The 23,512-nt window shown below is 62.6% G+C and carries 23 protein-coding genes, 1 tRNA gene and 1 pseudogene; 8 read left to right on the forward strand and 17 right to left on the reverse strand.

Annotated features, from left to right (window positions below):
• Nucleotides 1–1,253 precede the first annotated feature (1,253 nt).
• The 8 genes and pseudogenes from ACNTAO_RS02660 to ACNTAO_RS02695 form a co-directional block, all read right to left on the reverse strand.
• The gene (locus ACNTAO_RS02660) at nt 1,254–3,842 is read right to left on the reverse strand and encodes a DEAD/DEAH box helicase (RefSeq protein WP_435160405.1); all 2,589 of its coding nucleotides are present in this window, start codon (nt 3,840–3,842) and stop codon (nt 1,254–1,256) included.
• A gap of 10 nt (nt 3,843–3,852) precedes the next feature.
• Nucleotides 3,853–4,707 (reverse strand): type I-B CRISPR-associated protein Cas5b, encoded by an 855-nt coding sequence (gene cas5b / locus ACNTAO_RS02665; protein WP_435160406.1) that lies wholly within the window; start codon nt 4,705–4,707, stop codon nt 3,853–3,855.
• A 24-nt stretch (nt 4,708–4,731) separates the two neighbouring features.
• The gene (gene cas7b / locus ACNTAO_RS02670; protein ID WP_435160407.1) at nt 4,732–5,766 is read right to left on the reverse strand and encodes a type I-B CRISPR-associated protein Cas7/Csh2; all 1,035 of its coding nucleotides are present in this window, start codon (nt 5,764–5,766) and stop codon (nt 4,732–4,734) included.
• A 31-nt stretch (nt 5,767–5,797) separates the two neighbouring features.
• The gene (locus ACNTAO_RS02675; RefSeq protein ID WP_435160408.1) at nt 5,798–8,092 is read right to left on the reverse strand and encodes a TM1802 family CRISPR-associated protein; all 2,295 of its coding nucleotides are present in this window, start codon (nt 8,090–8,092) and stop codon (nt 5,798–5,800) included.
• Nucleotides 7,977–8,738, reverse strand: a complete 762-nt coding sequence (gene cas6 / locus ACNTAO_RS02680) for a CRISPR-associated endoribonuclease Cas6 (protein ID WP_435160409.1) — start codon at nt 8,736–8,738, stop codon at nt 7,977–7,979. The genes ACNTAO_RS02675 and cas6 overlap by 116 nt, the downstream gene beginning before the upstream one ends.
• 35 nt (nt 8,739–8,773) lie before the next feature.
• Nucleotides 8,774–9,124: pseudogene (locus ACNTAO_RS02685) on the reverse strand (CRISPR-associated endoribonuclease Cas6); the annotation flags it as partial.
• A gap of 350 nt (nt 9,125–9,474) precedes the next feature.
• Nucleotides 9,475–11,118 carry a bifunctional DNA primase/polymerase gene (locus tag ACNTAO_RS02690; RefSeq protein ID WP_435160410.1) on the reverse strand — a complete coding sequence of 548 codons (1,644 nt, stop codon included), beginning with the start codon at nt 11,116–11,118 and terminating at the stop codon, nt 9,475–9,477.
• A 113-nt stretch (nt 11,119–11,231) separates the two neighbouring features.
• Nucleotides 11,232–11,375, reverse strand: a complete 144-nt coding sequence (locus tag ACNTAO_RS02695) for a hypothetical protein (RefSeq protein WP_435160411.1) — start codon at nt 11,373–11,375, stop codon at nt 11,232–11,234.
• Between the two features lie 385 nt (nt 11,376–11,760).
• On the opposite strand from ACNTAO_RS02695, the gene ACNTAO_RS02700 reads away from it, so the two are divergent.
• Complete coding sequence (locus ACNTAO_RS02700) at nt 11,761–12,018, forward strand: hypothetical protein (RefSeq protein ID WP_435160412.1); 258 nt, start codon at nt 11,761–11,763, stop codon at nt 12,016–12,018.
• Between the two features lie 305 nt (nt 12,019–12,323).
• On the opposite strand, the gene ACNTAO_RS02705 is transcribed toward ACNTAO_RS02700, so the two are convergent.
• Together ACNTAO_RS02705 and ACNTAO_RS02710 are read right to left on the reverse strand one after the other, a co-directional pair.
• Entirely contained in the window at nt 12,324–13,271 is a 948-nt protein-coding gene (locus ACNTAO_RS02705) for a tyrosine-type recombinase/integrase (protein WP_435160413.1), read from the reverse strand.
• A 5-nt stretch (nt 13,272–13,276) separates the two neighbouring features.
• Nucleotides 13,277–13,870 (reverse strand): hypothetical protein, encoded by a 594-nt coding sequence (locus ACNTAO_RS02710; RefSeq protein WP_435160414.1) that lies wholly within the window; start codon nt 13,868–13,870, stop codon nt 13,277–13,279.
• Between the two features lie 148 nt (nt 13,871–14,018).
• Between ACNTAO_RS02710 and ACNTAO_RS02715 the strand changes: the two genes are divergently transcribed.
• Nucleotides 14,019–14,735, forward strand: a complete 717-nt coding sequence (locus ACNTAO_RS02715) for a diphthine--ammonia ligase (protein ID WP_435160415.1) — start codon at nt 14,019–14,021, stop codon at nt 14,733–14,735.
• A 71-nt stretch (nt 14,736–14,806) separates the two neighbouring features.
• On the forward strand, nt 14,807–15,286 hold the full coding sequence (locus ACNTAO_RS02720) for a hypothetical protein (RefSeq protein WP_435160416.1): 480 nt from the start codon (nt 14,807–14,809) through the stop codon (nt 15,284–15,286).
• 19 nt (nt 15,287–15,305) lie between these two features.
• Here the strand turns inward: ACNTAO_RS02720 and ACNTAO_RS02725 are convergent, their stop codons facing one another.
• Nucleotides 15,306–16,559: a Glu/Leu/Phe/Val family dehydrogenase gene (locus tag ACNTAO_RS02725; protein ID WP_435160417.1), complete on the reverse strand. Its 1,254-nt coding sequence runs from the start codon at nt 16,557–16,559 to the stop codon at nt 15,306–15,308.
• 100 nt (nt 16,560–16,659) lie between these two features.
• Between ACNTAO_RS02725 and ACNTAO_RS02730 the strand changes: the two genes are divergently transcribed.
• Nucleotides 16,660–17,142, forward strand: coding sequence for a MaoC family dehydratase (locus ACNTAO_RS02730; RefSeq protein ID WP_435160418.1), 483 nt, complete (start codon nt 16,660–16,662; stop codon nt 17,140–17,142).
• Here the strand turns inward: ACNTAO_RS02730 and cyaB are convergent.
• The gene (gene cyaB / locus ACNTAO_RS02735; protein WP_435160419.1) at nt 17,139–17,693 is read right to left on the reverse strand and encodes a class IV adenylate cyclase; all 555 of its coding nucleotides are present in this window, start codon (nt 17,691–17,693) and stop codon (nt 17,139–17,141) included. The genes ACNTAO_RS02730 and cyaB overlap by 4 nt on opposite strands.
• 92 nt (nt 17,694–17,785) lie before the next feature.
• Here cyaB and ACNTAO_RS02740 point away from each other — a divergent pair, with 92 nt between their 5' ends.
• Together ACNTAO_RS02740 and ACNTAO_RS02745 are read left to right on the forward strand one after the other, a co-directional pair.
• Nucleotides 17,786–18,724 (forward strand): FKBP-type peptidyl-prolyl cis-trans isomerase, encoded by a 939-nt coding sequence (locus ACNTAO_RS02740; RefSeq protein WP_435160420.1) that lies wholly within the window; start codon nt 17,786–17,788, stop codon nt 18,722–18,724.
• Between the two features lie 75 nt (nt 18,725–18,799).
• Nucleotides 18,800–19,057: a DUF8049 family protein gene (locus ACNTAO_RS02745; protein WP_435160421.1), complete on the forward strand. Its 258-nt coding sequence runs from the start codon at nt 18,800–18,802 to the stop codon at nt 19,055–19,057.
• Nucleotides 19,058–19,091: 34 nt separating this feature from the next.
• Here ACNTAO_RS02745 and ACNTAO_RS02750 read toward each other — a convergent pair whose 3' ends face one another.
• The 5 genes from ACNTAO_RS02750 to ACNTAO_RS02770 all read right to left on the reverse strand — a co-directional run bounded on the left by ACNTAO_RS02750 (nt 19,092) and on the right by ACNTAO_RS02770 (nt 22,116).
• On the reverse strand, nt 19,092–19,847 hold the full coding sequence (locus tag ACNTAO_RS02750; RefSeq protein ID WP_435160422.1) for an RAD55 family ATPase: 756 nt from the start codon (nt 19,845–19,847) through the stop codon (nt 19,092–19,094).
• A complete protein-coding gene (locus tag ACNTAO_RS02755) occupies nt 19,832–20,572 on the reverse strand; it encodes a MinD/ParA family ATP-binding protein (protein WP_435160423.1) in 741 nt (246 codons plus the stop codon). The genes ACNTAO_RS02750 and ACNTAO_RS02755 overlap by 16 nt, the downstream gene beginning before the upstream one ends.
• A 59-nt stretch (nt 20,573–20,631) precedes the next feature.
• Nucleotides 20,632–21,006: a YlbF/YmcA family competence regulator gene (locus ACNTAO_RS02760; protein WP_435160424.1), complete on the reverse strand. Its 375-nt coding sequence runs from the start codon at nt 21,004–21,006 to the stop codon at nt 20,632–20,634.
• A 61-nt stretch (nt 21,007–21,067) separates the two neighbouring features.
• Complete coding sequence (locus ACNTAO_RS02765; protein ID WP_435160425.1) at nt 21,068–21,520, reverse strand: RNA-binding domain-containing protein; 453 nt, start codon at nt 21,518–21,520, stop codon at nt 21,068–21,070.
• Nucleotides 21,517–22,116 (reverse strand): AAA family ATPase, encoded by a 600-nt coding sequence (locus ACNTAO_RS02770; protein ID WP_435160426.1) that lies wholly within the window; start codon nt 22,114–22,116, stop codon nt 21,517–21,519. Before ACNTAO_RS02770 ends, ACNTAO_RS02765 begins: the two co-directional genes overlap by 4 nt.
• A gap of 101 nt (nt 22,117–22,217) precedes the next feature.
• Here ACNTAO_RS02770 and ACNTAO_RS02775 point away from each other — a divergent pair.
• A tRNA-Arg gene (locus ACNTAO_RS02775) sits at nt 22,218–22,292 on the forward strand.
• Between the two features lie 417 nt (nt 22,293–22,709).
• On the forward strand, nt 22,710–23,489 hold the full coding sequence (locus tag ACNTAO_RS02780) for a DUF6498-containing protein (RefSeq protein ID WP_435160427.1): 780 nt from the start codon (nt 22,710–22,712) through the stop codon (nt 23,487–23,489).
• The last annotated feature ends 23 nt before the right edge of the window (nt 23,490–23,512 follow it).

The raw sequence follows: 23,512 nt of genomic DNA on the forward strand, positions 1-23,512 counted from the left end.
GCCTGAAACTCCTCGGTGTTACCGTCGCGGGTGATCGGCTTCTCGACGCTTCGACCCCACAAGGGTTCACCTGAAACTGCTATCAAACGCCTTGGGGCTCCCGATTGAAATGCTGCTTCGACCCCACAAGGGTTCACCTGAGATAAAAACATCGTGGGGATGGGGAGCCGCGTGTGTCTAGCTTCGACCCCACAAGGGTTCGCCTGAAACCCCGAACCGAACACGTCGTCGTCGGCCTCCAGCCCGCTTCGACCCCACAAGGTTCACCTGAAACGCACGCCCCCGAGCAAGAGTGTCGCAACGACTGCCAGCTTCGACCCCACAAGGGTTCACCTGAAACATGCGGAGACACGAGTTACAGACGTCCCCGCTTTGCAGCTTCGACCCCACAAGGGTTCGCCTGAAACACCGCGCGTTCGTTGTGTGCTACGGGCCCGGTGGGTTTCAACCTCACCAAGGTTCGTCTGAAACCGTGATCGTCATATCCACTCAGTCCCTCGGACGCTTCAACCCCACGAGGGTTCGTCTGAAACCGACGCGATCGCCTTCGACGGCGACTATGTCCGCCCGCTTCAACCCCACGAGGGTTCGTCTGAAACAGCTTTGAGACTGACCCAGCCGTTCTCTCTGAACCGCTTCAACCCCACGAGGGTTCGTCTGAAACCTGCAGCGTTCTGGCTCGGCGACGGATAGGCGCCGCTTCAATCCCACAAGGGTTCGCCTGAAACCTTGCCGGTACCCTCCCGCCCGACGATCGCCGCCATGCTTCGACCCCACAAGGGTTCACCTGAAACCACGCCGGTCACCTGCCGCACCACGTGGACGACGCTGCTTCGACCCCACAAGGGTTCACCTGAAACTGCGCCGACGTCCGCATCCAGGTCGGCCGGCTCGATGCTTCGACCCCACAAGGGTTCGCCTGAAACCGCGATGATCTGCACGACGCCGCCAACGGGGACGGCGCTTCGACCCCACAAGGGTTCACCTGAAACGCACGTGCGCACTGTGTGGAGAAGTCCTATACTGGCTTCGACCCCACAAGGGTTCACCTGAAACCATCCCTAAAATGCCGATTACCGGGTTTATACTTGTGGATTTGACTCCTACGATTTGGTCGACCCGCAATACCCCCTCATACCCGGGGGGGTCGACAGAATCCACAGTATCTCAAGAGATACTAGCCTACCATTATGGGTGACGTGAGAGGCAAAATCGTGTTCAGACGTTATTGATGCCGGTGTTAAACAGTCTGCTCATCGAACGCCGAACACGGGGTGGTAGGACGTATCGAGGGCATCAACCAACAGGTACCGTGAATTTCCGACCGTGGCCTCTTTAGCCCACTCGGCTGGGTCGGTATTGACCTGTGCCCCCGGATGCCTCCCGATACCCTCTGCTTCCAGTTCTTCTCCGAGCAAGTCGACCCGTTCCTCGTCGGTGAGGCAGGCGACCACGTCCTCGTAGTCCTCGATCTCTTCGATCATGTGTTCACCCTCCAACTCGGACATTGACGCCGAGGAGACGGCATCTGCAAGTCGCTCGTCGCCGGGCTGCAAAACCCCGACGAACAGCGATTCGTAGAACTCGCCGACGGTGTCGGAGACCATCGTCGACTCATCGATACAACCGTCCTCTGCGTGTCGTCGCAAGACTCGCCCCGTCTCTCGGAGGAGCGGGAGTGCGTTGCCGGCGTCGCCGCCGTGAATCACCAGTGAGGGAACGGCGTTTCCATCCTCGGGTTCGGCGAGCCGCCAGACGACCACGTCACCAGTCTCCCCGCCGAACGAGCGGTTACACCGTCCACCGGACTGGACGATGTTCGGGATGGGCGCGTAGTCGCGGAACACGGTGTCGAAGCTCAAGTCGACGCCAGCCTCAACGACACTCGTGGAGACGAGTACGACCGAATCATCGCCATCGAGAAGGGGCGCGGGGTCGTCTCCGTCACCCGCATCATCGTCGTAGAGGGCGTCAATGAGCAGCTGGCGGTCGTCGGGGCGCACATCGCCCGAGAGGAACGCGTAGACGGTGTCGGCGTCCTGATTTGCCACCGTGTCAAGTGCGAGTCGGCGGAGTTCAACGGGACTCGGCAACTCGCCGGACTCATCCACGTAGTTGTGGAGGAGGCGACCAAGTTCGACCGGTTCGTTCTCACCCGTATCCTCCAACGGGGTGACGTATTGGTATAGTTCTTCAGCACTCGCCCGCGTGTTACAGACGGCGAGGACATCCCGCCCGTCACCTGCCTCTTCGGACATTCGACCGCCAGCAGTGGCATAATCAAGCGTCATGTACTCGTCGTCCCGACTCGTTCGGATGGTGTCGTGTAACCGATAGGTGACTCTGGGGTGGTCAGCGAGGAAGTCCGTGTACTGGTCAGTGTCGTTGGTAAGTTCTCGCGTGGTGAGTACGTCTGACCCGTACTTGATGAGGCCCGGTTGTGTTGCTGTCATCAGGATCACGGTGGCGTCGTAGGTGTCCACGAGCAACTCGACGAGCGCGGGGACGATCTGCCACCAATTCTCGGGGATGGCCTGCGGCTCGTCGATCACGACGACGGACTCGCGGAGGGACGGGACCCGGGTTGCCTGTCGTGCGGTCGGGGCGGCGAGCGACTCGAAGAGCTGGACGGTGGTAGTGAGAGTGAGGCCGCTGAGCCACGACTCCGCGTGTAGGGCCCCCGGCGAACGGCCAATATCAGCGTCTGTGTAGTTTTCGCCCAGTCCGGTGTATGTGTTCGAGAGGTGGTGATGGAGGGTGAACTCCTTACTATACGGACTGACGCGGAAGATTGACTGGATCTCGCTCGCGGTTTGGTCGAGGATGCTGGTGTACGGGAGGACGTACACCAACCGACTGTCGCTGAGGTCGGCCGCATGGAGGCCTGCAGAGAGTCCAGCGTACGTTTTACCGAATCCAGTTGGAAGTGTGATCAGGCCCACGTCGTCGGACTCAACGAGGGCCTCGACATTCTCTGTCGCGTCTTTTCGGGCCCGGTCACGGAGACCATTGAGATCTGCCAGTAGGCCCTCTCCTTGGTCAAGGCCGTCGACGTGCTGGTCGAGGGCTTTTCGTTCAGGGAGTGTCCCACCGATGTCGTCGTCCTTGAGCCCGCTCGCCGCGGTTTGGTCGGCTAGTTTGAGTGCCGTCCAGAGTCGAACTACGTCCCCGTAGTAGCCAACTCTGGCGGCTCTCTTTCCCATTCGGGCGAAGTACATCAGATGGTCGTGGGCACCATCGATTGGCTCCGCGCGGTTGTCGTGCCACTCGCGAAAGTCGTTCCACGACCCCGCAGCATCGGTCGCCGCTCGGATAATGCGGTCTGCCCGCTCTGGCACCTCGTCGCCGATGTCCCCGAACTGGTCGTCAACGCGCTCGTACGTCTCTCGGACTTCGACGGTAGTACGCCCATAGTTTTTAGCCAGGTTGGATGGGTCTGGTGGCGACTGCGTGTCATGGTGGCCCGCGACGACGAGGGTTGCGACCTCGGCCGCGTGATCGCCGACATCGTCGCGGCATTCTAACAGGCAGTAGAGTGTGACGAGGGCGCCCGGAAAGGCGTGATACCGGTACTCGTCCGAGTGCTGGAAGGGTTCACCGCGGAGGTGCTTCTGCGCCCAGCGAGTCAGCTTGGCGATGTCGTGAGTGAGACCGACCACTTCCGCGACCAGCTCCGCCGGCGTCCCGTCAGCCAGCGTCTGTCCAAGACAGGCCTCCATCATTCGGTTTGCCACCATCCGGAGGTGACCATTATCATCGAACTGGCCTCCTTCGCCGATGAGGAGCGTCGGCTCGCCGTCGTCGGTTTTGGCCGGGTGCGAGATGTACTGTTCGAAGGTCATGGTTCGCGTTTTAGCAGAGGATAACTTCGTGGTCGCCGATCGCGTGCGCTCGCGAAGCGTCCACAGGGAGCCGATCATCGCCGGTCGCGTACGTGATGTTGCCGAAAGCAGTCGTCCGGCGGCCCCCGTCGGTCGCCTCCATGCAAAGCGGTGCCCGCTCGCGCTTGACCGTGACGCCGGGTCTGGGAATGACCGTGGAGTCGTCGTATGTGGCGGAGTCGACGGCGTCCGTGGTGGCGGGTTTGACCGTGTGGGTGTCCACGTTTCGGATGTCCGCGATACACTCTGAGAGTCCGAGTGCCGGCGAGTAGTGGTACCGTGAGTCTTCGAGGCGTTCCCGTAGTTCGTCGTGGACACCCTCGTTGGCGAGTGAGATATAGACGCGGTACACCGGGTCGACCAGCATCTCGTAGGTGTCGCGTTGCCGAGGAGTTTCCATCAAATCCTGTCTCCCCGGTTTGTCCCAGCGTTCAAGATACGACTCCGGGGTCAGCATTTCTGCGCCATCCCGCCAGTCCCTTTCGAGCGGGAGATACTGGATGGCAGCTTCGTTCGTGTTGACCGTCGTGATTCCCATCGTGTACGTGTGGGGCAACTTTTTCGGGACGACGGCGACCGCGGACGACGACGGTGAGAACAGGTCGTAGTAGCTGTCTCGCGGCATTCCCATAATTCCCGCGAGGAGGCCGGTGATAGTCGTCCGCGGCGGGACGCGGTAGCTGGGCTTGGCGCTGTTGTTTCCCACCTTTCGGAAGTGGGCAAAGTCGGCGGTCACGTCAAATCCGATGCAGGTGTCGGGGACGTACTGGGCGGTCGACGAGTCACCGTCATCGGGCGTGTAGTCGGTAAGGTCTTGTTGCGTCATATGTGCAGAGGTGAGGCGGCAGTGTCAGTTCGCGTACCGCTCGTACACGTCGTATGCGTCGACCGCATCAGCACCAAGGGCGTCCTTGAGTGCGGCATAGAAGGCCTCGCGATCACCCGTCTCACCGCCGGGGAGTGAAAATTCTATGGCACTGTCAGCGGTGACGTGGACAGTGTCGATCCGAGCCTCGTTGTCGGCAAGTGCGGTCAGGAGTTCCGAGACATCAAGATGGAAGTCGTCCGTGCCCCGGATCTCGTCTTCAGGCAGGTCGCTAGCCACGTTGATGCGATCGTTGAGTCGTCCGATCTCGAAGCCGTCTCGCTCGTACTCGACGCGAACGTAGAGGCGAGGCTGCTGACCGGCCTTCGAGCGGGTGACGGTCTGGTTCTTCAGCGCCCGCCAGCAGAGCGTGTCGAGTCGCTCTACGTCAGTTTCGGTGAGGCGGGTGTCTGCGGCGGCGTTGTCATTGATACGACCGCCGAACCCGATGACGCCGTAGCTGATTCGATTGTCCGTGGCAAACGTGCCCTGATCCTTCTTTCCGTCCTCCTCATTGTCGTCCTCATTAGCGATGACGGTGGCGAGTTGCTTGGACTCGGTGTTACGGGCGACCTCGTGGTAGCTACGGCCGTGATTGAACTGTACCGGCCCCTCGAACTGGTCGGGGAGGTCGTTGGCCAGCTCCGTGTCGAGCGAGATGGTGGCCCCAAAGTAGCGTACGTCGGCAGCGGTCTTAACGAAGGCCTTGAGGAGTTCCTCGGGTTCCGCATCTTCGGTGCTGACGCCCATTTCCTGTTCGACGGCGTCGTACATCTCTTTGCGGGTCAGCACGTCGTCATTGGGGTTGGCGATTAGCACGACGTGGCCGTCCTCCACGAGCTGGTCGCGGAGGTACCGCTTGAGCCGGACATCGGTGACGACGCACTGTCCAGTGACAGGGTCGATACGGGGCTCGTTGTCGGCAGTGAGCGGGTCACCGTTGGGGTTGGTATCCTTGGCGTCGATGACGAAGGCGATTTCGGACCGGTTCCGGATCGTATCGTCAGTGTTCTCTGTCATTGTTGATAATGTGTCTGGTTGATCGGAGGGGTCAGTCGTCAGTCTGTGCCTCGACTGTTGCCGCCTCGTCCTCGTCCTCCTCGTCGTCGAGTGTAGTGTCGTTCTTCCCGTAAGTGAGGCCGAGGCCGTAGTGCATCCGGAGGTCGTCGGTCGAGATTGACCACTCGCCCGGGGTCCGTTGGTTCAGAATGTCGTTTAGCCGCGTGGTGTAGCGGTCGTTCATCAGCATCCCCGCATTCTCGTTGTCGTCGGAGTAGTGCGCGTTCTTTTCCAGCACCTTCGCGAGAGTGGTGGAGATCCTGCGCCGCGTCATCGCGTCGATGGGGTGCTGACGGATGACGGTTCGGGAGATGCCGTTACGACTTTGATACGCGGCCACGCGACCGACAAGTGCACCGAGGAGGAACGCTGCACGACGTTCTTCGTCTTCGGCGAGAGCGGAGTGGCTATCGATGAACTGTTCGAGTCGGTCGTCTCTGTCGCTGAAGTCGGTCGTATCGCTCATGGTTTCAGTGCTTGCTGGGATGGTTCGTGGGTCGTCTGACGACGCATCGCCGAGGATGCCCGCGCGGGCGAGCGCCTGCATCTGGACGTACTGACGAGTGAGCAGCGACTCCGGCAGTTCGTTGCCGTCTTTGAACGCGCTGCGCTGTTTGGTGATCAGGCGGGGGACGTACTGTGCGAGGAGCCAGTCCGTATCCATCTGACCGTCGGACGCGAGGGCGGTACTCGTCGCCTCGGCGCGGAGGTCGGTCGTGCCGTGGTCGTCCCTGTCCTCGTCTGTACTCTGGTGGCGGAAGGTGCTCTGAAAGTACCCGCCAGTAAGGACGCCGGTGACGACCGGTGCGTTCGTCCGCAGGTACTTGCTGCCCTGTTCGTCGTCTCCGTCGTCAGTCAGCCGGCCGTACGGTGGTGAGGGGAAAAGAGGCGAACTGTCACCGTCCGGTGCGATGAGGCCGTCTCTTAGCACGTTGGTGTGTGCTCGCTGAATGGCGCGAATCCGATCTGCGTCGACAGACTGTTCTTCCTCAATGAACTTCCGCTTGTTCCCCGGCGTGTAGGCCGCCGCGTAGTGGATCTGGAGATCGTCGTGCAGCGGATTGACTGGATCGGTGGTAGCGTCTTCGATGACCCTGACGGCCGCCCCACTATTGTCGGCCGCCTCCATCGCCAGTTCGTACAACGCCACCGCCTGTTCGACCGTCGGCTTCGAGACGTACGGGACGTAGTACGCCGCCGTGTTCTCGCCGAGAATCTGGATGAAATTCTCCAGCAACGGTGCGCCCGACGTCACGGCGAACGCCGCCTCGGCGGTGAGTGGGCGCTGCCGCCAGCTCTCGTCCACCACGAGATTGGGGAACTTCTCGGCCATCTTCCCCTTGTACCGCTGTAGCGGGGAGTCACTCAACCCGAACACCTCATCGGTGTTCCCGGTGATGAGGCCCCGACCGTCGCCGGACGCGTCGTCGGCGGCCGAGTACGAGCGCATCCGCTTTTCCACCCACCTGTAGAGCATCGCCTCGTTTAGGACCTCCACCTCGCCCGGGTAGACGTAGCCGTCCCTGCCGGGAAGCTTCAGGCGCACGGAGAGGACACCGTTGAACTCGTCTCCAAATGTCTCGCGGATGGCGTCCACGACATCGTCTTCAATAATGTCCATTAGGTCATCGTCCTCTCCGACTTCTCTGAGGGCATTAAGAATCCATCCGTCGTCGTGGTCCTCGGATACATCGGCGACAGAGTCGGACGCCGCCCAGCGGTCGAACAGTTGTCTGACGTACTTCACACAGTCCTCGGACGACTTCGACACATCGTGTGCCAAGGACATATTGTGACCGGCCGCTCGACTACCCTGACGGCTGAACCCGACTCGGAGCATCTTCTCGCGGTCAAGCGGTTCGGTGACAAATGGGGACACATCATCGTCCGGCCGCCCATCCAGCTCGCCGGCCTTGCCGAAGATCGGACTGTCACCAGTAAGATCGACGAGGACGCTGAACAGGCCGACCTCCTGCTCGTAGTACCCGGTACGAGACTCGTGGGTCATTCGCTCAACATACTGGTCGTCGATAGGCACGTCGTACTGCTTCACCGTGTTCAGCGCGTGGAGCTTCCCATATAGGTACGCGACATCGTATAGCGAGGCCATGGGACGGTCGAGGAGTACCTCTTCGATATCGTCTCCATCTTCGTCGGCGTTGAGTGTGATTTCACTCATTGTTCTCCTGTTGCCTATTGAGGAAGCCGAAGCCGAGCGGCGTCCGTCGACCGATGCCGACGTCCAAGGCGAGATTAAGATGCCGGCGGTGGTGGTCGTCGCGCACACGATACGGGAACCGCCACTTTGACACCAGCACCGTCCACTCCGTACCCCCCGAAAGCTGGACGTCGAGCCAGAACTTCTTGATCATCTCGTATGACTCGAAGAGCGGTGCGTCAACCTCTGCTGGCCCCGGGTCATTATCGGGCATAAACCGGTCGTGGTTCCGCTGGAGCTGCGTCTCCACATGGTCGAAGAACGGCTCCATTCCGTGTTCCGGTCGCCAGAACGTCTCGTCGTCGTGTTCGTTGGGGTCGTCGAGGTACTGCGGCGGCGTGACGGCGTACACGCCGGTCGCAGTTTCGAGAACGCCCTCGGTGCCGGGTGGACCGACATCGGGATCGAGTGGTCGCGTGTCTGTAACTTGGAACGGCATTGATCCTGCGTGTACCTCAGGGTTCTCGAGGAGATCGGCAACGATGTGTGCTAACTGGTCTTCGCGGGGGGCGGCGACGAGCAAGTGACGCTCGTCACCCTCCTCCAGATCGCCCCACGGGAACGGGTTCGAGAATGAAAACCCCGGCGTCTCAGCGCCATGTTCGTCGTACGGCGTGTCACGGAGGGCGTCCCAGATCCGTGCCCGGAGCCGGCCGTGGTACTCCGAGTCGTAGGACGCGTCCATCTCTGCCTCTAAGTCAATTAGCACCCTCATCACATCACTCCCGCTACGACAGCGCCGCTGGGATGGTCGATGCCGTACTCCTCCGCTCGCCACGGCGGGATCCGTATCAGAAACCCGGTTCCAGTTTCGATTGTTCCTGTTGTCCCCAGCTCTCCGACATCGGGGGCAAGACTGGTGAGTTTGTCAACGTGGAACGGCATCTCGCCGATGTTGAGCTCTCGATCAGCCATCAGATCTTCAGCAACCTCCAGGAGAAAGGCTTCCTGAGGTGCGGCAACGAGTAGCGTCTTCTCGTCGTGGTATTGTTCGTATTCTGCATGTTTGAGGGCTCTCCATATTCCGCCTCGGAGTTTATGATGATACGTATGATCGTATGCAGTGTCTGCCTTGGCTCTGAGCCTGGCTAACAACCGCATGTAGGTTTCTCACCCATCATGACAATCACACTAACCTCTCGTCCCGGCTGCATAATAAATGTTCAGCGCGATTTTCTTGTAGGCGGATTCACGGCTGACTGTAACGGCAAGTCGACTTCAGCGGTTCATCTCGTCGCGAGACGCCAGTGTGAGCGGGCCCTGCCGGACGGTCCCTTGGAATGACCGTCGACGCGCGAAATCGATAGACGGGGCAGAGACGCGTTGCTCTCGGTGTCGGATCACACGCGCGATGAGCGGGTCCGAAAACTCGGGTCCAATCGCCGCGACCGACGGCATCAGACTGCCGGTGGGCACCGCGCGATTATGTCAATGGTGTGGTTAAGCGACCGTCAGGCTGTATCTGTTGATACCCATGAGCCGTATTCGCCAGTATTGTCCTCATTGTTGTTGTCGCCTCGATCAAGTGGCTCTCTCGTTTCCGGTTCGAGTTTGTTTCCGTCGAGTTTCACGTAATCCGCGTCTTCGGGATCTGATAAAGACTCCCAGTAGTACACGTGTCGATGTCCGTTCGGTCGAGACGGACACTCCGCGTGTGCTACCTGCTTTGTCTTTCGGCCCTCTCCTCGAGTCAGCTTACGAACGACCTCGCCGAAATACTCCTCCGAACGGTCTGGATTCAGTTCGGCGGCGAGTCCCGCTACTTCGCGTGCCGTCGGATATCGTCGTTCGCGGTATGTCCCCGACGCGGCGTCGCCAGATTCGCTGTCGCTCCGCCGCCGAGGGGGGACATACTTCTTCACAGTTGGTGGTGGTGTACGGAGATCGAGATTGAACATCGATTCGGCATCCTCAATCGGAAGCTCGTCGAAAGGCGTCGAAAGGAGCCATACCGCCGCCAAGACTGTATCCTCGGTGACCTCACTTTGCTCCTTACGGTCTTCCCACGGCCGATGCTCCCTAGGATCAAACCCGTCTTCGTATTCACGGCGCGCCCGTCGACGCCATTTGCCCATATCAAAATTTTTCTGAACCTCATTCATGGTGTTCTGTAAGTACCGCTCACTACGTGTGAGCCATTTCCGACGGTTACCGGTCTTGTCCCACTCGTGTTCTAAGCAGAAGTGCTTGAATACGGCGAGGGCGTTGCGCCGAGCTTCGTCTTCGTCGTCACCACGATTGAGGAATGCCCCGTATAGCATACCCAGCGCGTCAAGCTCGTATTTACTGCGGTCAAGACTGTTCCTGTCGTTAGAGCGTCGCCGGTCGAAATGGCCGGATCCCCCCTTGAGGATATCCAGCAGAGATTCGTTCATCGCCTTTCCAGCATACTTCGGGAGGAACTCATCACACAGCCACTCGGTTTCCCGCTCAGCCCGCACTTCGTCGGGGTTCTCGATAGCGTCCGTCGGCGCGTTCGATTTCGTCCCTGAGGTGGCACTTGACTCCTCGCACAGTTCGCAGATGCCGGTGAGAGTCGTATCCTCAAGCAGGTGTATCGGTCGGTCCTCAAGTTCATATCTGTCGACGCCGTCGCCTGGACAGTTGTCCTTGCTTCCGTCGCAGGCGACGGAGTGATTTAATGTCGAACCGGGACCGAGCGCGGGAACACCGCCGTATTTGACCTCCCCCCAAGGTCCGGTTGTATCACAGATTCCCTCGTCATCCTCAATGGAGTAGTACAGGTGGACCCCGCCATGCGGGGTGTTCGTCGTAAACGTCTCCGGCAGGTTCTGGAGTTGCTTCGGTAGCTTTTCCCAGTCATCGATATCGATGATGAGGAGATTCCGTCCCGCATGAACGGCGTAGTTCCCCTCATATGCCTGAGGAATATCGTGCGTCTCGGGATCGGTGTGGTTCGTGAATCCGCGCGGTGTCGTCTTTCGCCCGTCGACAAAAGGGATACACCGTTCATCCGTCAGACCGGCTTCCCGTAGCCGTTTCCCGAGTATAGACCGGGCTGAGGCTGGCGATGTGTTCTCCTTCGATGCGTGCCTGTCGGTGGAGTTAGTATCCTGTAGCTCGTAGTTTGTCATGTTGGGTCACCCCTTCTGGTGTCCTACGATGACCTTTCGCTGGCTGTGCATCCACGCCCAACCGGGGACTGTTTCCCACTCCACTCCCCGCAATCCTGTTCCGAGTCCTATGTTCAGTCAGCGCCGTCGCTGAGTTGCTTTGCCGCCGTCTCGAGGAACTGATTCCACGTTACGCCGAGCGACTGCTTCGTCTCGCGAGCCTGCTGAATCGCGTCTTCATGCGCGGGGATTTCCGCGTAACCTTTCGGGCGCGGCATCACCGATCACTATGTCCCGATAAGGTTTCAATTATATGCTAAACGTAAGGGGCTGTTCGTAGCACGCGCCCAATCACCGCCAGCCTGAGACGGCGTCTCTCAAGTCCCAGCCGCCCCCGGTCCTGACTTCCGAGAGACGGCGCGTGCTTGGCCGCGGCGCGAAGTCGATGGGTGTCCGCCTGTGTTCGATCAGCCCGGTTATGAATCCGAGAGATGCCCGCGTCTCTGCCGTCTGGAGGATGCGTCGTCTGGCAGTGGGCAACTGTCTCGTCGGGGTGGATTCGGCGGCAAGGAGCCGTATGAGGCTTACCGATGTCGACCTGTTTCCGGGGTTAATCATTTGTTACTCCGTACCAATGAATAGTCACGCTCTGAGGTGGTCAATATGAACCAGCGGAAAACGTTCGACGGCGAAAACGCGATACGACGATTGCTGAGGCACGCGTACAAACTCGAGATCGAGACGATTGACGATGAGGAGATAGCGACGCGGTATCACAAGCAGGCGGTTGCCGACCTCGACACGCTGGCCGAGGAGATCGACGTCATCGCCAAGCGGTTCGGCGAGACGTACGACGCGGACATCGAGTTTACCGTTGACATCGACGTCGGCGAGTTCGTGAAGGTCGACAATGGGTCGTGAGTCGCTTCAGGCATTGCTCGAACAGTACGAGGAGGATTTTCGGTACATAGCGAACGCCGATGACATCCCAGCCTGGGCGCGGGAAAAGTTCGGCCGTCGACCGCTCAATAAACTGGAGGAACTGCGCATGGAAGCCGGAGGATCGGCATCCTCAACAGACGGAGCATAGGGGTTGCTCGTATCTCACCACATCAATCCAGTGGGCGACCACGAATCAAGCTCGTTGAAACGCAGAGCCTCGTCTTGGTCGAATTTACTCAATAGTTGATTCAAACAGCACGGTGGAAACGGCAGAAGCAGATTCGTTAGTCATCGGCGGAAGTCCCGAACCGGCGATATCCCTCCCTGACGTCGCTGTCAACTAGTTGCAGATACTTCATCGTCATTTCGAGCTTTGCGTGTCCGAGGTGTTTCTGAACCGTGCGAACGTCAATTCCTGATTTGAGTGCTTGAACTCCATGACCGTGTCTCAAGGTGTGAGCAGTGATGCGGTATCGCTTTTGACCTGCATTGTCTGTGTACATTACCTCCTGAATGTCGGCGTTCTCGGCCGCCTGCCGGACGATTTTCCGATTGACCGTCTTCGGGGACATCTGGTCGGAGCGCTCGGTAACAAAAAGATACGGCGAGTCTTCAGCCGGCATGTACGAGGACCGGTATCCGCCGTCGATCCATTGTTCCATGAGAAGATCGAGCGACGGCTGATAATAGACGGTCCGCCATTCTTTGGTCTTGTTCGACCAGACGTCGATTGACCGAGCCTCACGGTCAATGTCTTCGATTTCGATTTCAACCAGCTCGCTTTTACGAACTCCCGTTTGCCAAAGTAACCGAATAATTAGTTCATTCCGAAGCGTAGGCGTAGGGACGTTCTCGCACATCAGTTCTTTCTCTTCTGGAGTGATGTAGACCAACTCTGCGTGGTCGTGCTTTTTTGTTCCTTTCTGAACGTAATCACTCCGTTTCAGGTCCTCCACGGGGCTTTGTTCAATGGCTCCGAGCTTATCGCTCAGAAACTGATAGAATCCACGAACGGATTCAAACCGGTTAGCAACCGTATTCGGCGCGTAGCCCTCGTTATTCATCTGGATAAAGTATTGTTCGAGTTCGAGGGGTTCGATGTTGCATATGTCGTAGTCATTCTCATTGAGCCACTGCTCGAACTGGCGCATATTACTCGTGAACGTCTTATGCGTCTCGTCAGATTTCAGTCCGGCAATACGGTCAAGGTATGTTTCAATGAGGTCGTGCATCATTTTCACCCCTGCTTGTAGTAACGGTCTGTCTCTCCACCGTCGTATGCCTCAGCCCAACCCGGAACCTCGTCGGCTAATTCGATTGTGTGGACCTGATGGGTGTCATTTTGGAGTTGTTCGAGTGCCTGTTCGATACGGAATTTCTCTTCGTTGAGCGTATTAGCCAGACTCTCGGCGGTACCATCGTGTGTAACTGGTTGTCCAGGCGGCTTTGACCCGGATTTCTGAGTTAGCTTTTCGTATTCGATGATGTCGTCTTTGGCTGGAAGAAGCTCGAAGACCTCACTCGCGAGCTGCTTGATACCTGGGTCGTTGCGAACTTCTCGTTCGACCATCGATAGGCGACCGTCGAAGTCGTCCATCCGACTCTCGATCCGGTTCAGGCCTTCAGTGATTTGTGACAGTTGCCGAGTGAGGTCTTCTGGCATTCCACCGTCGCCGACGGTCGGCTGGTCGGTAATTTCCTTTTCGACTGAGCGACGGATCAGTTGCGAGAGGCTACGGAATTCGTCGGATTCATCATTCAGATACGTCTCCCATCGAGCTTTCTGTTCCTCGGTGACGACGAGGTTGATCTGTGGCTTTCGCTCGCTCATTGGAAACCACGCTGGAATGATCACGTGTCTAACTACATAATAGTTATTGACTTTGCAGTCCACAACGAGTTCATCTCGGATTGAACTCGCCACGCGCACCCGCGGCCCATTTCCTCGAGGATTTAAGCGGTGACGCGGTACCGAGTCCATGAGCGACGATTGGGTGAGCCTCTTTTCGGGCGGCAAAGACTCGTCGTGGGCGCTGTATCGGGCCCTCGAGCGCGGGCTCGACGTCTCGCGGCTGGTGACGGTCCATCCGGCGGGCGACTCGTACATGTACCACACGCCGGCGACGGAACTGGCACCACTGGCGGCCGAGAGCATCGGGATAGACCTCGTCGAGGTCGAGCCGGGCGACTTCGGCGCGGACGACGTCGACGACGCCGGCGCACAGGGTGATGCCGAGCTAGAGCCGCTCGAACGAGCCGTCGAGGCGATCGCGTCCACCGCGGACGTGTCGCTGGCGGGCGTCACCGCAGGTGCCGTCGAAAGCGAGTTCCAGACGAGCCGCATTCGCACGATGTGTGACCGTCTCGGCGTCGACCTGTTCGCGCCGCTGTGGGGCGAAGACCCGGTCGAACTCGCCGAGTCCATGCTCGCCGCCGGCTTCGAGATCCGGATCGTACAGGTCGCCGCCCACGGCCTCGACGAGTCGTGGCTCGGCCGCCGATACGACGAGGACGCACTCGACGCGCTGATCGAACGTCGTGACGCGTACGGCGTCCACCCGCTGGGCGAGGGCGGCGAGTTCGAGACCTACGTGGTCGACGGCCCGCACATGGATCGGCGCATCGAGCTCACCACGGAGCCCGTGTGGGAAGGCGACCGCGGCCACCTCGTGGTGAACGACGCGACGCTCGTGTGAGGCGGGTGTCGGCTGCGTCGCCCGACGCCGCGTATGTCATCTTTTATCAGGTCTCGACCGAATCGACGTGTATGGAGTTCGACCGATACTGTGAGGCGGTCGCCGAACGCGGGGAATCTGCCGGGTTCGAAGCGCTCGAACGCGCCGACCCGTTCGAACGGGCGTGGCACACGAGCGACGACGACCCGACCGTCGGTGAGGTGTCGCTCTTCACCGCCGTGGTCGACGCCCGGGAGCACGGCCCGGACGACGTCGTGGAGACGGCCGACGAGTTTCGTCGCGTCGTCACGACCAACACACACCCCGACGACGGTGCGACGCCGATCGGGTACGTGGTGTTCGTCGTCCCAGACCCGTCGTCGGACGTCGTCGACGCGGCCACGTCGTACACGGTCGCGGAGCGTCGGACGAGCGTCTTTCCGCTGGTGTACGACGCGGCGAGCGAGACGCTACACACGCACCCGGTACCACGGCTGAAGGGGCGCGGGATCTATCGCCGGCAGATCGACGACGCGGCGCGACTCCTCGAGCCGTCGAGCGACGAGGAGTGATCTCCGTGCACGCGACCGCTCAGGGCCAGTTTCCGCCCGCCTCGTAGGCCTCGACGACGCGCGTGAGTCCGACGATGTACGCGGCCGTTCGGAGGTTGGGCAGCGACGCCGAGTCGTACGTCTCGACGAGCGTGTCGAACGCCTCGGTGACGATCCGTTCGAGGGTCTCGACCACGCGGTCTTCGGTCCACGCGAAACGCTGCCGGTTCTGGACCCACTCGAAGTACGAGACGGTCACGCCACCGGCGTTGGCGAGGATGTCGGGGACGACAACGACGTCTCGCTCGGTGAGCACGTCGTCGGCACCCGGAGTGAGGGGACCGTTCGCGGCCTCGACGATCACGTCGGCGTCGACCTCGGGGGCGAGGTCCGCGTCGATGGCGTTCTCGAGCGCCGCCGGCACGAGCAGGTCGACGTCCGCGGTCAACAACGTCTCGTTCGTGATCGTGTCCGTGTCGGGATAGCCGACGACGCTCCCCGTTTCGGCTTTGTGGTCCGTGACGGCGCTCGTGTCGAGGCCGTCTGGGTCGTAGATACCGCCGCTCGAGTCAGAGACGGCGACGACCGTCATGCCGAGGTCGTCGACGAGTCGCGCCGCGGTAGCGCCCGCGTTGCCGTACCCCTGAACCGCGACCGTCGCCCCGTCGACGTCGCGGTCGAGCCACTCGAACGCCTCGCGCGCCGCGAGCATCGTTGACCGGCCGGTCGCCTCGACGCGGCCCGCACTCCCGCCCGAGCCGGGAGCCTTCCCCGTGATCACGCCCGGGGCGGTCGTGTTCTCGAGCGTCTCGTAGGTGTCTTTGATCCAGTTCATCTCGCGCTGGCCGGTGTTCACGTCCGGTGCCGGTACGTCCCGGTCGGGGCCGATGAGCGGACGGAGTTCGGTCGCGAACGCCCGCGTCACGCGCTCGATTTCGGCGGCCGAGTAGTCGGCGGGGTCGATCGCGATGCCGCCTTTTCCGCCGCCGTACGGAACGTCGACGACCGCACACTTGTACACCATCCACCCGGAGAGCGCCTTCACCTCGTCGCGGGTGACGTTCGGGTGATACCGAATCCCGCCTTTGTACGGGCCGCGGTCACCGTTGAACTGCGCCCGGTACGCGCGGACGGTCTCGAGCGTGCCGTCGTCGCGTTCGAACGTCAGGTTCGTCTCGAGCATCCGTTCCGGGGACTTCAGTCGCTCGAGCACCCCGTCGTCGACGTCGAGGTGCGTGGCCGCGTCGTCGATCTGTTCTCTGAGGCTCTCGTACGGATTCGTCTCCCCACTCATACCGAACGGTCTTTGTCCCCTGAGTTAATGCTGGCGCATCCGGAGCGGCAGACGCGAACGGGCCGACACGCCTATGTGGTCGCCGGGAGTGAGCCGTCGTGTGACGGGACGTTACTACGAGGAGTTCACCGTCGGTGAGACGATCGAACACGCGCGTCGTCGGACGGTGAGCGAGGCCGACAATCAGCGCTTCTGTGACGCGACGATGAACCAGCAGCCGCTCCACCTCGACGCGGCGTTCGCCGCCGAGACACAGTTCGGCGAGCGGCTCGTCAACGGGCTCTACACGCTGTCTCTCGCGGTCGGACTCTCGATCCCGGAGACGACCGACGGGACTATCGTCGCGAACCTGGGATACGACGAGGTAGAACACCCCGCCCCCGTCTACCACGGGGACACGATCCGCGCGGAGTCGACCGTGGTAGACAAACGCGAGACGAGCGACGGAGAGCGCGGCGTGGTCACGATGCGCGTCGAGGCGTTCACACTCGTCGACGACGGCGACGACGAGCTCGTCTGTTCGTTCACGCGAACGGCGCTCTCGATGAAGCGGCCCGACGACGCGACGGACCGATCCGACTAGTCGCCGTCCACCAACAGCTCGAGGTACGACGTGGTGACCTGGTCGTCGACGTCGAGGTCGAGTCGTGCGAGCGTCTGGACGGCAGCCGCCCGCGTCTCGTCGATCGCGTCTGCGTCTTCGACGGCGCGTTCGATCTCGACGAACTCCCCCACGTCGGAGACGACGTCGAGGGTGAGGGTGAAACCGTCGAGCGTCCAGTACTCGCGCTGCTTCTCGACGGTGGCGGCTGGCTCGAACCCCAAGCGGTCGAGGACGTCGGCGAGCTCGTCGGCGTCGGCAACCGCGGTCTCGTGTTCCACGCGGGTTTTCGACGCGGTGTCGAGACGTGGTCCCTTGTACGTGAGCCGCGTCGACGCGTCGGCCGACTCCGCCGGGGACGCCGTCTCGTGTCGGATCCGAAGCGCTTCGTCCGTCTCGGCGAACGCTCGATGCGGCGCGTCGTAGTACACGTCGCGCTGTCGCCGACGACCTCGTCGGTCGGCACCGGCGTCTACCAGTCGCTCGCGGGTACGGTCGACAGACGCCGGGACTTTGATCTCGACCTCGTACACGTTTGATCACACGCCGGGACCCGGCAAAAGCCCACCGGCGCGGCTTCGAACCGAACCGTGCGCCTTAAGAGTACAACGAGTGATGTTCGGCTATGAGCGACCAGGAGCAGGCCGAGACGGCCGCAGATGCCGAAGATGCCGACGTCGAGGCGACCGACGAAGAGCCGGAGACGGCGGGGCTCGGCGACGGCGACTTCGTGCGGCTCGCGTACACGATCCGGACGGCCGACGACGGCGAGGTCATCGACACCACGGACGAAGAGACCGCCGAGGAGGCCGCGATCGACACCGACGAGTACGAGTTCGAGCCGCGGATCGTCACGCTCGGCGCCGGGCACGTCTTCCCCTCCGTCGAATCCGCACTCGAGGGCGAGGAGCCGGGCGACGCCGGCACCGTCGACGTGCCAGCGACCGACGCCTTCGGTGAGTACGACCCGGAGGAGGTCGAGACGGTCACGGCCGACAAGATCGACGACGACGACAAGTATCCCGGTGCACAGGTGCAGATCGACGGCCGACAGGGCCGTCTCGAGACGATCATCGGCGGGCGCGCACGGGTCGACTTCAACCATCCCCTGGCGGGCGAAGACCTCGAGTACGAGTACGAGGTGCTCGACGTCATCGACGACCGCGAAGAGCAGGCGGCCGGCATGCTCAGCGTCTACTTACAGGAGACGCCAGACGTCCGCATCGAGAGCGTCACCGAGACCGAAGAGACGGTCACCGAAGACGACGACGGCGAAGAGACGACCGAGACCGAGGCGGTCGAAAAGGACGTGCTCTACGTCACCGCGACCCAGGCGATGCAGATGAACCAGCAGTGGATGTTCCAAAAACAGCAGATCGCACAGGACCTCATGGGTCGTCTCGACCTCGACCGCGTCGTCGTCGAGGAGGTCATCGAAGGCGGTGGCATGGGTGGTCTCGGCGGCATGATGGGCGGGATGGGCGGTGCCGGCGACATCGAGGACGCACTCGAAGACATCGACGTCGACGCCGACGAGATCGCCGCAGAACTCGACGAAGAGTAGCCGCCCCGTCCGGCGGGACGACCGGCCGAGTCGGTGTCCCCCGACGCACCTTCGGTCATCACCTCACCGCAACCGATGGAGTTCGAACGCGCTCACGAAGACCTCCTCGTCGCTACGATCGGTGCCGCAGCGACCGTCCTCCTCGCGCTCGTCTCGCGCGGCGTGGCGGCGGTGACGGTCGGAACTATCGGATCGCTCGCGCCACTCGGCGTGTACGCCGCGTATCGCTTCTCGCGCAAGGGTGGCCCGTACGGCAGCCTCGACACCGCGCGGAACTGGGCCATCCTCACGGGGGCCGTGGGTGGGATCGTACTGCTCCTCGGAGCGGCGTGACCACGACAGTCGCACGGGACCGTCAGCACCCGACTCAGGCGATGTCGCGGCTGGTGTCGACGACGACAGCGTCGGTGAGTGCGAGTTTGATCGGCGCATCCAGCGCGCCGATCCCCCGTGCTTTCGGCACGACGAGTCGGTTCTCGACGGCTACGTCCGTGACCGTCGTCTCGAGTCGAACGACGACGTCGGCGACCTGCTCGGTGAGCAGTCGACACCGCGACCGCGCCCCACCGGCCGTGAGCGCGTGGATCAGCCCGACGCCGTCGGCTTCGACGACTGCGTCGGAGAGGCTGGCGAGCAGCGACCGGTACCGCGAGGGCGTCACCGCCTCCAACGGACCGGCGGAGTCGATCACCACCGCCCCACCGCGTGGGATCGACTGAATCCCCCGCCGAGTGCTCGCGATCACGTCGTCCCGCTCGGTCGTCTCGAGGATCTGCGTCGGCGTCGCCTCATCTGTCGTCGGTTCCTCGAGCCATCGAGCGACCGAGTCGGCGGTCCGGACCGTCGTCAGGTACTGCGTCTCGTGAACGGCGGCGAACGCGTGGACGAACAGCTCCGACTGGCTCGCTGGGTCGGCCGTCAGCGCCACCACACATCCGGTCGGAACGCCACCGTCGAGTTCACGATCGAGCGCCGGAACCCCCGTCGACCGTCGGTCCGCCGGGACCGACCCCGCTCGGGTTTCACGACTCGGTGGTCGCGTCGAGCGAGCGGCACCGGCTCCGGCTCGTCGGTGTCGCCGAACGGGGCGCTCACGGCCACCGCCGCTCACGCGACGCGCCATCGATCACCTCCGTACGCTGCACACAGTCGGCGAGCGACGACGTCGTACGCCGACTGGACGGACCGAGTCGACAACGGCGTCGGCGGCCTCGAGGGGACGGCTCCGAGCACGGGGCAGCCGAAGAGCGACCCGACCGCGTCGGGCACAGCGTCGGCTCGAGCGACGATAGTCCCGACGGGCGGACAGTCCAGCCGGCGGGCGAACGCCGCCGTCTTCGCCGTGTCGTACAGCGCGGCCCTCCGGAGCGGTGTCACGAGCACGCAGCCGTCTGCCACCCGAAGCGGAGCCGCGGCGTCCGGAGAGACGCCGGCTGGACAGTCGACGAGCAGCGGTGACGACGGCGCGACCAACGTCTCGAGGGTCTCGAACGTGTGAGTCAGATCGACGTCGGTCCCCGGGTCGGGGGCGTCGAGAATCGTCGGCGACGGGTGTTCAGCGGGAGCGAACTCACCGGCTGTGAGAACGTCAAGCACGCTCGGCGCGTTCTGTGCGGGAGCCGACGGCGAGTGCGTCCGTTCGTCGACGGCCGCTCGCGTGCCGGTCGTCTGCCGCGTTGACGTCGCGACCCGGCCTGCGGTCTCGCTCGCCGCTGTCGTCAGGTTTGGCAGGTCCCAGTCGGCGTCGGCGGCGACGACCGACGCACCGCGCCTCGCGAGTGCACGAGCGAGCCCGACCGTGGTGGTCGTCTTCCCGCTTCCTCCCTTGCCTCCGGCGACGGCTAGCACGGGGCATCTGCGGCGTCTCCGTACATAAGGCGTCGGTGACGCGAGACGGTGAGAACGACTCAGTCCTGACAGCAGCCGCCTGCCTCCCCGCCGAAGTCGACGGCGAGCGGTACGGAGATGGCCTCGTTGACGGCCTCGAGCGTCTCTGAGAGCGCGTCCTGTGCGTCGAGGAACTCGCGCATGACGGGCATCGAGTGGAGCGCTTCTTGTGCGTTCTGGACGCGGTGTAGGTCCGACTGGGTGGCGTCTCCAGTCTGGCGGGCCTGCATGAACTCGGCACGGAGCTGTTCGAACTCGTCGATCTTCGCCTGGACGGCCGTGTCGCGCTGGACCGCCTCTCGCGCCTCCTCAAATCGCTCGTACTCGGCCGTCTGAGCGATCTGTTCGCCGAGCTCTCGTCCGCACTCCTCTAACGGGGCAACTTCGACGCTCATAAACATAGTTACGAGCCGAAGCGTTTCAACCTGCCGGAGAGGACCGATCCAGCGCGGACGGTCAGCGCCCGCCCGCGGCGGAGTCGAGTCGCTCTCCGTACGTGCGAGCGGGATCGACCGGCTGGCCCTCGTCGGTCGCGGGCGCGACGTAGTCGATGAACGCCTCCACGTCGGGTTCGCGGACCCGCACATCGACGTGAATGTCGCCGAGCGCGTCCGGCTCACCCACGGCGAAGTTGACGACCCCCTCGAACGCCGCCTGCTTTTTGAGATCGAAGTCGAACCCCGGTTCTGTCGCGTTCTGTGTGAACACGCGACGAGCGGTGTCCAGGATCTCCTGGTCGTAGAGCACGTCGGAGAAGGCGTCGAGCGTGTGCGTCGTCGCCACCAGCCGGCCGTCCTCGTGGACGGGCTCGGCGTCGGGGAAGACGTTTCGAACCGCATCGACGACGCGGTCGGTCACCTCCGTGTCGTTCACCGGCGTCTCGATCCGGACGTCGACGCTGTATATCACGGGGAACCACCGTCGGTTGACTCCGTGCGGTCGGCCTCGGCTGCCGGTGTGTCGGCGTTGAGGACCGCACGAACGCGGTCGCGGAACGACGCGAGCGACCCCGTATTGTCGACCGTGACGTCGGCGCGTGCCATCGTCTCGTCGAGCCCGAGGTCGATCTCGCGGGCGTCGCGCTCGCGGAGCGCCGCGAGGTCGGCGTCGGAGTCGTCGCGACCGCGGTCGCCGAGACGCTCGGCCCGTACCTCGAAGGGGGCACGGACGGCGAGCAGGGTGAACGACTCACCGAACGCCTCGCGGAACGTCTCGAGTTCGACCGTCGACCGGAGGCCGTCGACCACGACGACGTCTTGGTCGCTTTCGCGGACCGCCTCGCGGACCCGCGGCAACGTCCGAGCCGCGATCGCGTCTGCACCCTCCTCCTCGCGGAGCGCGCCCGCGATTCGGCCGTGGTGTTCGGCCGGGTCAAGGCCGCGCTCCCGGCACGCCTCGCGGATCACGTCGCCCATCACGACGACTGGCACGCCGGCTGCCTCGGCGACGGCGGCCGCCTCGCCTTTCCCGCTTCCTGGCAGTCCCACGGTGCCGATGACTCTCATCGCCGAGTGATACTGGCGTCGGAGCCTTAGACCTGCTGTTGTGTGGCCGCCTCGGCGTGAACCACGAGCGTTTTTATCGGTCCACCCGGAACTAATCGTGAGGGCACGTAGCTCAGCCAGGATAGAGCGTCGGACTTCTAATCCGATGGTCGTGGGTTCGAATCCCATCGTGCTCGTTCCTCACTGCGTTCGTCACTCGCACGATGTACCCTCGCTCGCGTCGCTCGCGAGGATCCCATCGTGCTCGTCCACCGTTCGTTCGTCACGCGCACGACGTACTCTCGCTCGCGTCGCTCGCGAGGATCCCATCGTGCTCGTCCACCGTTCGTTCGTCACGCGCACGACGTACCCCCGATCGCGAAGCCCCCCGCTGTGGCGACCGACGGCACAGCCGCACGACCGAAGCTTTCAACGGCACTTGGCGCGGTGTGTATCACACGGTCGATTGATGATCAGTACACCCCACGCCCGCGGAGGGCGGCTACAGTAGCGTTCACGCCGGTGTCCACGAATCGATCTCACAGCGTGAGCGGGAGGCAGCCGGGATGGCGTCGTAGAAAACCGGCTGCACGCGTTTTCACAACCGCCACGCGATGACACGGGTGACGGACACGCGGTGGTCGGGTACAGACCCGAAGCTGCTCTCGGTCCTCGTCGCCAACGGTGTACCGGTCGCCGGATTGCTCGCCTTCGACGTGTCTGCGGCCGCCCTGTTGGCGTTCTACTGGCTCGAACTCGGTGTGGTGTCGGTGTGGGCGACGGTTCGCGCGACGTTCGCCGGGAAGCGCCCGGACGCCGAGCGCGACCGGTCGGCGTTCAGTAGCCGCCGGTGGGCGACGCTGCGGGTCGTCTACGGGTGGCTCTCGCGCGGGGACGAACGCGACGAGACGTCCGCCTCGGGGCGTTCGTGGCGGGCGCGGCGGATCCGAATTCCGCGGACCGACGTCGGGGTCTACCTCGGGACGATTCCCGCGCTCGTGGTGATCGTCCCGATGCTCGCGGTGGTGTGGCTCGGCTACGGTGCGGTCGTCGCCGGTCCGGTCGTCGCGGCGACGAACGCGACCGACACCCCGACGTGGGTCATCACCGGCACCGGGGTGGTGTTCGTGAGCGAGGGCGGTCAGACGCTTGTCACGTACTTCCTGCGTGGTGGCTACCGCGACACCTCGACGTGGGGTGCGGTCACGGGCATCTTCTGGCAGGGGTTTCTGCTCGCGGGCGTCGGCGTGTTCGTGTTGCTGTTCGCGTACGAGTTCGCGGACGGGAGAGCAGTCAGCATCGAGGGTGCTGCACGCGGCCCGCTCATCGTCCTCGCCGTCACCTGTAAGCTCCTGATCGACCTCGGGCGGTACTACCGCGGCCGGTCGGCGTAAGACCGACCGCACCCGCCACGAAC

This window comes from Halorubrum zhoui, assembly GCF_051194155.1.
Lineage (GTDB): Archaea > Halobacteriota > Halobacteria > Halobacteriales > Haloferacaceae > Halorubrum.

Excerpts from the sequence above, each read along its gene's own strand:
- ACNTAO_RS02660 (WP_435160405.1), bottom strand. The coding sequence starts at position 3,842 with ATGACCTTCGAACAGTACATCTCGCACCCGGCCAAAACCGACGACGGC.
- cas5b (WP_435160406.1), bottom strand. The coding sequence starts at position 4,707 with ATGACGCAACAAGACCTTACCGACTACACGCCCGATGACGGTGACTCG.
- cas7b (WP_435160407.1), bottom strand. The coding sequence starts at position 5,766 with ATGACAGAGAACACTGACGATACGATCCGGAACCGGTCCGAAATCGCC.
- cas6 (WP_435160409.1), bottom strand. The coding sequence starts at position 8,738 with ATGAGGGTGCTAATTGACTTAGAGGCAGAGATGGACGCGTCCTACGAC.
- ACNTAO_RS02690 (WP_435160410.1), bottom strand. The coding sequence starts at position 11,118 with ATGACAAACTACGAGCTACAGGATACTAACTCCACCGACAGGCACGCA.
- ACNTAO_RS02695 (WP_435160411.1), bottom strand. The coding sequence starts at position 11,375 with ATGCCGCGCCCGAAAGGTTACGCGGAAATCCCCGCGCATGAAGACGCG.
- ACNTAO_RS02700 (WP_435160412.1), top strand. The coding sequence starts at position 11,761 with ATGAACCAGCGGAAAACGTTCGACGGCGAAAACGCGATACGACGATTG.
- ACNTAO_RS02705 (WP_435160413.1), bottom strand. The coding sequence starts at position 13,271 with ATGCACGACCTCATTGAAACATACCTTGACCGTATTGCCGGACTGAAA.
- ACNTAO_RS02710 (WP_435160414.1), bottom strand. The coding sequence starts at position 13,870 with ATGAGCGAGCGAAAGCCACAGATCAACCTCGTCGTCACCGAGGAACAG.
- ACNTAO_RS02715 (WP_435160415.1), top strand. The coding sequence starts at position 14,019 with ATGAGCGACGATTGGGTGAGCCTCTTTTCGGGCGGCAAAGACTCGTCG.
- ACNTAO_RS02720 (WP_435160416.1), top strand. The coding sequence starts at position 14,807 with ATGGAGTTCGACCGATACTGTGAGGCGGTCGCCGAACGCGGGGAATCT.
- ACNTAO_RS02725 (WP_435160417.1), bottom strand. The coding sequence starts at position 16,559 with ATGAGTGGGGAGACGAATCCGTACGAGAGCCTCAGAGAACAGATCGAC.
- ACNTAO_RS02740 (WP_435160420.1), top strand. The coding sequence starts at position 17,786 with ATGAGCGACCAGGAGCAGGCCGAGACGGCCGCAGATGCCGAAGATGCC.
- ACNTAO_RS02745 (WP_435160421.1), top strand. The coding sequence starts at position 18,800 with ATGGAGTTCGAACGCGCTCACGAAGACCTCCTCGTCGCTACGATCGGT.
- ACNTAO_RS02750 (WP_435160422.1), bottom strand. The coding sequence starts at position 19,847 with ATGGCGCGTCGCGTGAGCGGCGGTGGCCGTGAGCGCCCCGTTCGGCGA.
- ACNTAO_RS02760 (WP_435160424.1), bottom strand. The coding sequence starts at position 21,006 with ATGAGCGTCGAAGTTGCCCCGTTAGAGGAGTGCGGACGAGAGCTCGGC.
- ACNTAO_RS02770 (WP_435160426.1), bottom strand. The coding sequence starts at position 22,116 with ATGAGAGTCATCGGCACCGTGGGACTGCCAGGAAGCGGGAAAGGCGAG.
- ACNTAO_RS02780 (WP_435160427.1), top strand. The coding sequence starts at position 22,710 with ATGACACGGGTGACGGACACGCGGTGGTCGGGTACAGACCCGAAGCTG.